Origin of the sequence: Mucilaginibacter phyllosphaerae (assembly GCF_004378255.1) — a bacterium.
Taxonomy (GTDB): domain Bacteria; phylum Bacteroidota; class Bacteroidia; order Sphingobacteriales; family Sphingobacteriaceae; genus Mucilaginibacter; species Mucilaginibacter phyllosphaerae.
This window is the reverse complement of sequence record NZ_SNQG01000002.1, coordinates 687,250-699,154: the sequence shown is the minus strand read 5'-3', so window position 1 is coordinate 699,154 and position 11,905 is coordinate 687,250. Positions and strand designations below refer to the sequence as shown.

5 protein-coding genes are annotated in these 11,905 nt (G+C 46.2%); 2 read left to right on the top strand and 3 right to left on the bottom strand.

Features of this window, described 5'->3' with window-relative positions:
• Window positions 1–15: 15 nt before the first annotated feature.
• Both E2R65_RS07915 and E2R65_RS07910 read right to left on the bottom strand, forming a co-directional pair.
• Window positions 16–297: a hypothetical protein gene (locus E2R65_RS07915; RefSeq protein WP_134335937.1), complete on the bottom strand. Its 282-nt coding sequence runs from the start codon at window positions 295–297 to the stop codon at window positions 16–18.
• A 29-nt stretch (window positions 298–326) separates the two neighbouring features.
• On the bottom strand, window positions 327–4,076 hold the full coding sequence (locus E2R65_RS07910; RefSeq protein WP_134335936.1) for a S8/S53 family peptidase: 3,750 nt from the start codon (window positions 4,074–4,076) through the stop codon (window positions 327–329).
• 412 nt (window positions 4,077–4,488) lie between these two features.
• Between E2R65_RS07910 and E2R65_RS07905 the strand changes: the two genes are divergently transcribed.
• Both E2R65_RS07905 and E2R65_RS07900 read left to right on the top strand, forming a co-directional pair.
• The gene (locus E2R65_RS07905) at window positions 4,489–10,848 is read left to right on the top strand and encodes a DUF2341 domain-containing protein (RefSeq protein ID WP_134335935.1); all 6,360 of its coding nucleotides are present in this window, start codon (window positions 4,489–4,491) and stop codon (window positions 10,846–10,848) included.
• A 10-nt stretch (window positions 10,849–10,858) separates the two neighbouring features.
• Window positions 10,859–11,095, top strand: a complete 237-nt coding sequence (locus E2R65_RS07900) for a hypothetical protein (RefSeq protein ID WP_134335934.1) — start codon at window positions 10,859–10,861, stop codon at window positions 11,093–11,095.
• Between the two features lie 84 nt (window positions 11,096–11,179).
• Here E2R65_RS07900 and E2R65_RS07895 read toward each other — a convergent pair whose 3' ends face one another.
• Window positions 11,180–11,806: a DUF4136 domain-containing protein gene (locus tag E2R65_RS07895; RefSeq protein ID WP_134335933.1), complete on the bottom strand. Its 627-nt coding sequence runs from the start codon at window positions 11,804–11,806 to the stop codon at window positions 11,180–11,182.
• Window positions 11,807–11,905: the final 99 nt, after the last annotated feature.

Here is an 11,905-nt window from a genome sequence, read left to right as displayed (position 1 = left end):
TCATTAACAATAGTATTATCCCGGCAGGGCCCTTAAAATAAACCAGGGTGTAAGTATAAAGTTCATCAGCATCATGGTTATACCCAGAGCTTTGTTAAACCTGCCATCTGTCCGTATCAGCAAAACGCCGATAACTATTCCTCCCGAAAGTAGCATTGCCGCATCAAAGTACAGCAGGTAGTCGGTAGTGGGTGGCTCTATATCCAGTTTTAGCACGTCGAAAAGATCCGGCAAATACAGGTAAATATCGTACAGGCAAAGGATGTAAAGGATATAACTTGGCAGTGGTTTCTTCATCAGTACCTATATATATAAACTTACCCCCTTTAGTTAGGCTCAACAATAACCACCTTGCGGGCATATACCTTATTACCAACATTTATTTTTACCATGTAAACGCCTGGCTGCATGTTAACCGTTGGTATAACGGCGCTAAAATTACCCGCCTCCGTTTTTTGCTTATTTTGATACACCACCTGCCCCAGGGTATTTACCATTGCCAGCGCTACATCACCCGCTTGTTTGGCTTCAAAAACCACGTTGATATATGTTGTGGCAGGCACCGGAAATATGGTTAGGCCGATATCAGTTGTTTTATCGGGATTTTTGGCCACGATGGCATAATTAAATTCGTCTGCCAACGCCGTACAGCCATTGGTAAGCGTTACCTGCGTTTGGTATTTACCGCTAACCGGCGGCGTATATTTGGTATCTGTTGCACCGGCTATAAGTACGCCGTTTAAAAGCCATTGGTTGCCCGCTGCGATACTTGAAATAAGCGCATCGCCGCTTTGTGTAATAACCGGTTTGGTAACCGTAACAGCAACCCTCCCTGCCGATGCGCAACCCGGACTGCGCACCTGCATATCATACAGGTAATAATAAAAATTCTTATAATACGCAGTATCGGCTTCATTAGTGCCGGATATGGCCTGGTTACCCGCAATACTAAAAACGTCGCCAATTTTAAAAGGGTACCCCGTTACCCCGCTGTTACTGCGAAACAGGGTAGCGCCGTTTTCATAAGTGGGGGTAATTACATAATTACCAGCGGCAGGCAATAATAAATTAAGCTTGTAAACTTTGCCCTGGTCTGCCGGGTCGTCGGGCTGCGCATTGGGCTGTGCTGTAGTGCGCGTGGCTGTTACGTTTAGCGTTACCGATGCCACTACCTCCCCATTATCATTTGTAGCTGTAAAAATAACGCGGCCGGGGTTGCCAACATACAGGCGCGCGCTTTCTATATTAACCGGTATCTGGGTATTTACGATGATCCCCGGCGTAAACTGGTTGTAGCTGCCTGATGTAAAAACAGCTTTGGTAGCAGGGCCTGCCTTACCGCTAAAATCATTTAAGCCGGCGTAATAGGTGTTGTTTACAGGTGCATCGGTAACGTTTGCCGGCGAGCCATACCCTACCGGGATAGCATCTGATGCCGTTTTATACCAAAGCAGCTGGCCGTCGCCCTGGCCGGTTAACTGGTATGTTTTGGTGTTGACGCAATAATAAGCCAGCAGATCTGCAGCACCCGGCGCCGAACCGATCACAATAGTGCCGGTTGTTTTGTTATTGGCCGCTATCGGGTCGCCATTAAGCTTTGTTTCTACGGTGATGCTGTAGGTTGCACCCACCACCGTATTAAATTTACTGCTTAGGGTAAAATCGGTTTCCTCTTCTGGGCTTAAGGTGCCGGTATAAGTTTCATTATAGGTGCTCACCGTGTTATCCGGGGCTGTAACGGTTACGGTAACCGGCACGTTGCTAATGCTTGCACTGCCAAAGTTTTTAAGCCTTACGGTAACCGCTACGGCCGGTTCGCAGGTAACATTTGAATTGACGATGGCAATTGCCCCGGCATCAATAGCCGGTTTTGTAAACTGGATGCGGTAATCCTGTGTTTCGCCTTTAGCATAGGTGCCGCATGCGGTAATTGATGCAGGGTCGGTAGTTTCGTTCAGTATAATGCGCAGCAGGCTGATGTTGCCCGGTATAACCGATGCAGGCACGGCTATATTACCGGTTAGCGTGCCTGTGCTGCCCATCACAGCGGTGGTGGCAGCCAGTTCACCGGCATCAAATGTGCCGTTACCGTTCCAGTCGGCAAATATTTTTGCGGCTTTGTTAAAGTTTGCCCCGCAGGTGCCCAGCGTAATACTGAACGGATAGGTTTTACCTTCTTCTAACTGGATGGTTTGGCTGGTATGGTCGGTGTAACCGGTGCATCCGGCAGGCTCCGTAGCGTTTATGTTCGACAGCGAGAAAGCGGTAACCTTTGCATCCGCCGTTGATAACGGCGCCGATGCACAGTAGGGATTACCACCCGCCCCGGTAACAATAACCGAATAAGGCTGGCTGCCCGATCGCAGCGTACCTTTATGCGATATGGTGATAGTATATTTTTTACCCGGTATAGCGCCGGCAATGTACACCTGCTCTATATTATCCCTGATGTTATCGCCATTGGTCGCCGCTGCCGGGGGGTTATCGGGCATAAGCACCCAGGGGGTGTAGGTGGTTGCGCCATCGGCTATACGCAGATCAAGGTCATTCACCAGTTTTGGGGTGCGGTCGTTGATGGTGGTGCCTGTAGTTGGGGTACCTTCCGGGTCTGTCCAAGATATGCTGACAGACAGCGGCCCATCGCCCGAGGCAACCACATCCAGCGTGCGGGTTTGCCCCTGCGCCAGGGTATTTTCGTTGATCATACTTTTTACGCCGTTATCTGTAATGGCCTGTGCGGCTTTTTTCATATCCAGCACCCCCCATCCGTAAATATAATCGGGGCCAACATTGCCGGCATCAAAGGCTGTGTGGCAGGCCAGGCCCTTTAATGTGGCAGCCCGCATAAACGCACCGTTATTTTTTTGCGCATAATACTCCTGCAATAAGTATAAAGAACCCGTAATATTTGGCGCCGACATAGAGGTGCCCGACAAGGTGAGGTATGAACTGGCACTTTGTGTACCGGTAGATACAATATTTTCGCCATCGCCAACCAGGTCGGGCTTAATACGGCCGTCATCCGTGGGGCCCCAGCTGCTAAAGAAAGAGATAGCCACATCTGCGCGGTTTACCGGGCCGTTGGGCAGCGCCCCTACCGAGCCTACCGTGAGGATATTTTTGGCATTACCGGTGGTAGTGATAATATCATAACCGTTGTTATTACTGATGTTTGCCGGCCTTGCCCCTTTGTTTACAAAGGTTGGGTTTGTGCGGCTGGTAAACCCGTAATAAGTATCGCCTATGGCCGGCCCGTTGCTTGACCGGCTGTTACCGGCCGACTCTACAATTAAATAATAGGGCGCATTGTAGGCTATCTTATCCCACGATTGCACGCGCAAATCGTAAAAGCCAAAGTTATAATCTTCATTATCGCCGGGCAGGCCATACCATTCCCATCGGTTATCGGCGCTGTTAAAATCCCAGCCGCCAACGTCGCCGTAGGAGTGATTGGAAAGCAGCAGGCCGGATGCCGCCGCGCTCATTTCGGTAACATCGTCATCAAAATCCCAGGACGACAGCGTGGCCGCGTCAAACGCCATCCCCTTTACCGGAGCGTAAACGCCTTTAGCTATCATAGTACCTGCCACATGGGTGGCATGGTCTATTACACTTGCTGTATTTTTAAGGCTGATGGCTTTGCCTGCAAACTCGCGGTGGGCCGCATATACGCTGCCGCCATCCCAAATGCCCAGTTTATTACTGAGGAAGGCGCTGCTGCCACTCAGGTTTAAGCCCAGTGTGCCGCCGGGCTGCACCGTATTGGTGCCGGTGGTAGCTGCGGCAATGGTATTGTTATGTGTAATAAGATATACCGGGAAACCATAGCGGTTGATGCTTTGTAATGATACCACGTTACCGGCCCTTGTTACACGCCAGATTGGCCAGCCCCTTGAAGGCGCCAGCAATAAGGCTTTTTGATGGCCTGTATTAAAGCTATCGCGCGAGCGGGCAGACAGTATCTCCAGTTGTTTTTGCTTAATGGCGTTAACAGGTATTTGCTGCTGGCTAAACCCCGGCAACCACAAAAACAATAAAAATGTATAAAGCAAAAAGCCCAGGTATTTTTTACCCATATATTAATTTGATACTGGTTATAAAAATATAGTTTTAAATATGATCCTTATTAAAAATAAAGGCATTTTTTTCACCGGAGTAATGTTTGATCTTAATTAAAAACCTTTCTTTTGAATTACGTTTTTCTCGCTCAATTAAACCTTTTGCCAAATAAACATGTGTTAATAATTACATAGTTAAATTGTAGAATAACCTACCCAAAACGCGCATATATTTCTACAAAAGTATTTTGGGCTTATGGCTGTATTTGCAGCTTTAAAGCAAACCTTTTTAGCAACTTATACGTACATAGCCAAATAAACGCATTATTTATTATAACGCGTATTAAAGTGTTGTTTTTGTTTCATTTGCACTATTATTGCATTACGCGCGCACAGATTGATTTAAACGATTGATTAAACTCCTAAAGATTTGAAAAAATTACTACTTAGATATTTCCTGGCCATCGGTTTCATCTGCTTATCTGTATCATTAAGGGCACAGGTATTATTTACCTCTTTGCAGGGCAATGCCCCTACTTATGTAAGGGGGGTATCTAATGCGGTTGTTTATGGCCTTTCAGTGTTTGTACCGGCAGGTAGCACATTTACCGGCGGACCTGCTAATATTGCCTCATCTCAAGGTTTAAATGGAGGACAGGTAACATCTGTAAGTTTAAGACAAACTGCATCTGCAAATCCAAACCTTGCTGCTTCTGCACCACTTAATACTTATAGTGCAAACCCTGGTGGTCTTGGAATACAACTTGGAGGATGGCCGAGTTTAACCGGCGCAGCAGGAACCGGCTCTACTTTTTATTTTTATATCTTAATTAACTTTTCAACTACAACTAATGCATTATCGCCATTTAATTTCTCTTTACCTTCTGCGGCACAAATAACTCAAAACGGCTTTTCGGGTGGTATAACGGTAAATAATACCAATTCCCAAACTTATAATTTTAGTACACCGCCCTTAAATCCTGTTTTTTCTTACGCTACACCCCAAACCTTTACCGTGGGTACTGCTATTACCGCGCTTGCACCAACCCATAGCGGCGGGGCAGTAGGTACATATTCCCCTCAAGTATTTTCGAGCACTATTGCCGGTCCATCAGGCGTGGATGTGAGCCCTGTTACGGGCAATATTGTTGCGCTAAGTAATTTTTCTAACACACTAAGTTATTTTTCACCAACAGGTACCATTATTGCCACAAACCCATATTTAACAGGAACTTATACTTTAGTCAATCCAAAGCAACTTATATTTGATGGTAATGCTAATTTATACATATCCGACTATGGGAACAACAGGATTGTTAAAGTTACTCCTGGCGGGGTGGTCAGTTACATTACCGGTATAAGCCAGCCACTCGGCCTGGCTGTAGATGCATCAAATAATATTTATGTAGCCAGTTCTAATACAGGCAATGTTTATCGGATAGCTGCAGGTGCCACAACATCCACCATCTTTAAATCAGGCTTTACAGCGCCATCGGCGGTGGCTATTAACAGCGCAGGCGATCTGTTTGTAGGGCAAAATGGTGTAGTTAACAAAGTAGTATCGGGCACAACCACCATTGTGAGTTTTGCTACCGGCTTTAGTGGCAGCCCAAGTACTTTAGATTTCGATCCGGGAGGTAATTTAACAGTGGTTGATGGCGGGAATAATGCTATCAAAAAAGTAACGCCATATGGAACGGTAACTACCGTTTTAACAGGCTTAAACGGGCCCAGCGGTGTTGCTTATGATGCTGCGGGTAATATATTGGTAACCAATTACAATTCCACCAATGTGCAAAAATACACTGGCAGTTATTATAGTATTAGCCCCGCTTTGCCCGCCGGGTTAACCCTTAACCCTGTAACCGGTATAATCACCGGCACGCCAACTGCAGCCACCACGGCTACAAGTTACACAGTAACGGGTACAAATGCTAATGGTAGCGGTACTGCGATAATAAATATCACTGTTAACCCGCTTCCACCAACAATTTCTTATGTATCGCCGCAAACTTACACGGTTAATACGGCTATAACCGCATTAAACCCAACCACTACCAACAGCCCAACCAGCTTTACAACAACAGGCTTACCTGCAGGCCTAAGCTTAAACCCTACTACCGGGCAAATTACGGGTACCCCAACTACCATTAGCACAGCAACCAGCTATGCCATTACTGCTACTAATATAAGCGGAAGCGCTACCTTTAATTTATCTATAACGGTAAACCCGCCGGCGCCGGCATTAAGCTATGCAACGCCGCAGTTTTATACGGTAGGCACAACCATAACGCCTTTGGCACCTACACTTACAGGTGGCGATGTAGGCGCTTACGGGGCGCCTGCTACTTTTGTTAATATTACACAAAGCAACGGGGTAGCTGTAAACCCTGCAACAGGTTATGTATATGTAACCAGCACCAATAATAATGCTACCTATATTTACAATGCTACAGGCACACTTCTTTTTACCCAAAATGCGGCAAAATATGGTTATAACAGCCCTGCCGGGGTAGTTGTAGATGCAGCAGGTACTACCTATGTGGCTAACAGGGGTACAGGTACCATTGTTAAAACAACATCGGCCAACTACGTAACTATTTTAACCGGCTTTACCGAACCTACAGGGGTAAGCCTTGATGCTGCCGGGAATTTATATGTTGTAGACAGAAACTCGGCGGTAGCTAACGGCGGTAAAGTTTATAAAGTAGCTACCAGTGCCATTACCAGTGCAACCGACGGAGGAACAATAGCTGTTGGTGCACCTTATATTGCTACCGGTTTAAATTCGCCCTGGGGTGTAACGGTAAACAGCGCGGGTGATATTTACGTATCAGAGCCCGGCCCCGGTAACAGCAGCAACAAAATCTACAAGTATGCATCGGGCACTACCACACAAACCACATTTGTATCAACCGGCCTGAGCTCGCCAAGGAGTATGGATATTGATGATGCCGGAAACATTTATGAAGCAGAAGCAGGTATTGCAGCCGGCGACCGCTCTATTAATATGATAAGCCCCGCAGGTGTTGTTACCAAATTATTCACCACCGGAGATTCGCCTACTGCTGTAGCCGTGGATGCATCCGGCAATCTGTATTTTACAGGTTACAATTTTGGCAGTATATTAAAGTCTACCGCATCCGGCTATGCTATCAGCCCTACGCTACCAGCAGGTTTAATTTTTAATAATTATACTGGTGTTATCAGCGGTACGCCAACTGCTGCAAGTGCTGCAGCTAACTACACGGTTACCGCTACAAACGCGGCAGGTAATGCCACTGCGGTGGTAAACATTACAGTTAACCCCAATACCTTTTTAACCGGTTATGCTTACCGCCTGCCACTTACCCTGAATACCACCGGCTTAGGCATAAATGCCAACCTAACCAGGTTCCCGGTGTTATTAAAAATTGTTGATCCCGGCCTTATTATTACAACCGGCGGATGCAGCAACCGGGTACAATTCCCTAACGGCCCGGCCTATGATTTTGCCTTTACAGACCCCAGCGCACCGCTAACCGAGCTGCCTTACCAGATAGAATCTTACGACCAAACCACGGGCACCATATTTGTTTGGGTACAAATACCAACCATTTACCGCACAAATAATAACAGCCTTAACTTTTTTTACGGCAATGTTACGGCCCCGGCCACACATACCACTGCATTTTACCAAAACACCTGGAAAACCGTTAACACTACTTCATCAAACTACAAAGCGGTTTGGCACTTTGGCGAGGTACCCTCTACCACTACTGCAACGCTTATAGATGCAACCGGCTCGGGTAACGACCTTACGGCAAGTGCTACAAACATTACCCGGTCAAACGCCCAGATACTAACCGGCACAACGCTTAACGGGGGTACCGTATCCAAAACTACGGCAGCTGGCCTAACCGCCCTAAACACGCCGATAACCATGTCTACCTGGATGTATTATGGCGCTTACCCGGCTTATGCTGCGAATGCCATGGTATTACAAAACGGCACATCTTATTCACAAATTGCTTTCAGGGGTACCGCTAATTCATCCATAAGTAACAACTCAAATGGCGGCGCCATTGTGGTAAGCAGTGATCTTACCCCGGCCTCGGGCGCCTGGCATTATGTGGTTTACAGCTATAACGGCACTACAAACTCCATTTATATAGATGGCGCCCTTGCTAAAACAAGTACTACAGGCACTAACATAGGCACACCCAATACCATTGTATTTGGCAGCTACAACGTTGGCGGTAATGAGAACTTTACAGGAACGATAGATGAATCGCGGGTGATCAGCACCGCCCTATCTGCAGACTGGGTAAAGGCCGAGTTCAATAACCAGTCGGACCCCGGCGGCTTTACCATTGAAGGCACCACCACTGCCGACCCTGTAAACGTTACTACCATACCGGGCGGCGTTACCTATACTTATAATGGCAGCACTTATCAATCTAACATAACGGGCGCATCGGCCACACCATCGTTTAACGGTAAAGAGAATTTTATCATATCCGGTGCAACTACCCTTACATCGGCCATGACCTTATACGGGCTGACTGTTAACAGTGGCATCAGCCTTGGCGTTAACGGGCAAACCTTAAATGTAGGGTGTAACATCGTTAACAATGGTGCCATAACCTACGGCAGCACCAATTCAGCCATCAACTTTAACGGTTCGTTAGCCGCACAAACCTATACTGCTGCTGCAACAGGCAATACCACGTCTATCGGCAGTTTAACCATCAATAACTCTGCGGCAGGTACCATTACCCTAAGCGGCGGCCCAGTTGATATTTACAATGCACTCACCCTGCCATCGGGTAAACTGGTTATCGACCCAACAACAATCTTCACCTTAAAATCTACCGCTACAGCTACGGCTTATGTAGGCACATTGCCGGCCGCATCTACCATAACAGGTACGGTAAGTGTTGAGCGATATATTACAGGGGGTACCATTAATTACAGAGGTTACCGTTTAATATCGTCGCCGGTTTATGCAGCCACAGTTGGCGGCAACAGGGTAACCAGCGTTAATTACTTAAAAAACACATCTTACCTTACCGGCACTACAGATGTGGGCACAAACGGCTTCGATCTGGCCGGCAACCCAACCCTGTACCTGTTTAGGGAAGACAGGGTACCGCTAACAACCTCGTTTACCAACGGCAGTTATCGCGGCATCAATACCATCAGCACCACTCCAAATTATAATATTGATATTGATGGCGGCCCTATTAATATCCCGGTTGGTAACGGTGTGCAATTCTTTTACAGGGGCGATAGAAATGTGGCTACCATTACAGCGCAAAGAAATGTAAATTATGTGCCAACCAGCGCCGTAATAACGGCAACAGGCACTTTAAACACCGGGCAGATCACGGTAAAAAACTGGTACACGCCAAATTCAGCTAACCTGGGTTATACCACTACCACTACTACCGTAAGGGGCTACAACCTGGTTGGTAACCCCTACGCCAGCACTATTGATTGGGATACGTTTAACACTACCACATCTACCAGCGGTATTTATGGCGTTAACATAGGCAACACCATTTATGAGCTTAACCCGCGTACCAAAAACTTTGCCACCTATCAAAAAGGTGTTACACCGGGTACAGGGACAGGCACAAATAACGGCAGCCGGTATATTGTAAGCGGCCAGGGCTTTTTTGTGGTGGCAACTTCTGCAGCGGCACAGCTTATCTTTAACGAGTCGGCAAAATCTACGGTGCAAAATACGGTTAACACTACCCTGCTGATGGCAGATAAAGCAACCGTTAGAAGCGTAGCAGCAGCCAACACCGACCCGGACACGCACGTGCGCTTACAGTTGCTTAAAGATACCGTGAACAATGATGACATTTACATTGGCTTTCAAAGCAACGCAACCCCGGCTTATACTTTTGATGAAGACGCTGCTTACCGCCCGGGTATCGGGGTGATCAGTTTATCAAGCCTATCTGCAGATAACGTTTCGTTAAGTATCAACAGGCTGCCGCTGCTGCAAAAAAATCAAAAAATACGTTTAAAGGTAAACGCTACCGAAAGCGGCGTGTACCAATTGAATTTAACCGAGCAAAAAAACATCCCCGATCTGTATGATATCTGGCTGATGGACAGCTTCAAAAAGGATTCATTGAATATCCGCCTGTATAAATCTTACAGTTTTAATATCGAAAGAGCCGACACCAACACTTACAGCTCGGCGCGTTTTAGCCTTATTATCAGGCAAAACCCTGATAAAGGCTTAAGATTGCTTAACTTTACCGGCACCAAGGCTAAAGCAGGCGCGCAATTGCTATGGGTTACCGAAAACGAAAGCAACTACACCAACTTTACGGTAGAAAAAAGCATAGATGGCGGTAAAACATTTAACGTAGTTGGCGGCTTGCTTTCATCAGGCATTGGCAGGTACACCTTAACAGATCCTTCGCCGATAACGGGTGTAAACCAGTATCGGTTAAAGCAGGATGATGTTAACGGTAGCATCAGCTACTCTAAAAGCATTAATATTATATATGCCAACGTTAACGATATTACCGAGAACAAAAACTTTATGGTGTTCCCTAACCCGGTAAGCAGCACCATTAATTTAAGCGTGGTGGGGCAGCAAAGCAATAGCACGTCATACACCATCGTTATATCTAACAGTAATGGCGAAATTGTAAAATCGGTTACGTCGCCACAGCCCAACTGGCAGGATAACGTGGGTAATTTAATACCGGGCAGCTATTTTATAAGGGTTACCAATAATAAAACAAAAACAGATTTAGGCATTGCAAAATTTATTAAGTTATAAGATTAAAGGGATGATGAGAATAATTAAGAAGGGATTAGTGCTGTTATGCCTTTTAACCATTAATATGGCAGCGTTTGCGCAAACAGCTACAGACCCACCTGTTGGCAATTGCAACGGAAGTGATATTGATGATGTTTGTGAAATACCGCTTGATACCTGGGTGTACCTGCTGGTTGCCATTACCGTTATTTACGGGGCTTATAAGATGCATCAAAAACAAAAAGCGTTAAATGCTATACAACTATAATATTTGTGAGCATAAAAGCGCTTACAAGGTTGCCTATATTTTATAAAATATAATAGACACCTGCTTTTAGAACGTTGGTAACGTTTATGATCTTGTTAATGGCGGGGCAAGGTCTAATTGTTTAATAATACCTTCAACAATTTTGGGTATATCATTCATGGTTTGTTTTGGGTTGCGCAATTCGCCAACACCATAACCGCGCCATACGATGCGCTGGGTTTTACTATCTACCAGATCTATAATAATGGTACCTTCTTTATAATGTACTTTTTGTGCATAAGTAGGGCCGTAACCACCCCACGGGCCACCCCAGCCGCCGTATCCAAAGCCCCATCCCCACGGGCGGTACCATCCGCCGCCCCACCCCCAGCCGCCATAAAAGCCGCCGTAGTAAGGGGTATAAAATTCCATTTTAGAGCCGCGGCCGGTAACTGTTGCATAGTGCACCAGCAAATCGGGGTTTTGCTGCGCCATCACCAGGCCCTTGCTTGTTAAAGCCTGTTCTGTGGCCTTCTGTATCTTGCCGTTGCCAATTTCATCCAGCGGGCGCCATTGCTTGTTACGGCTGGTTGTTGGGCCTGCCAGGGCAAACGTACGATAAGCAGATAAATTAGTTTTGTTTTGGGCTGCAGTATAATAATTATAACTGCTGCAGGCCGACAGGGCAGACATACAAGCCACCGCCAGCATTAAGTGAATATATTTTTTCATGGCCTTACCAAATATTTATATTGCTTTAGACTAATAAGTAAACAAAGGTTTAACAGTTTTATTGCAAATCAAAAAATAATTATTCTCAGTAATCCTCTA

Excerpts from the sequence above, each read along its gene's own strand:
- E2R65_RS07895 (WP_134335933.1), bottom strand. The coding sequence starts at position 11,806 with ATGAAAAAATATATTCACTTAATGCTGGCGGTGGCTTGTATGTCTGCC.
- E2R65_RS07900 (WP_134335934.1), top strand. The coding sequence starts at position 10,859 with ATGATGAGAATAATTAAGAAGGGATTAGTGCTGTTATGCCTTTTAACC.
- E2R65_RS07915 (WP_134335937.1), bottom strand. The coding sequence starts at position 297 with ATGAAGAAACCACTGCCAAGTTATATCCTTTACATCCTTTGCCTGTAC.
- E2R65_RS07910 (WP_134335936.1), bottom strand. The coding sequence starts at position 4,076 with ATGGGTAAAAAATACCTGGGCTTTTTGCTTTATACATTTTTATTGTTT.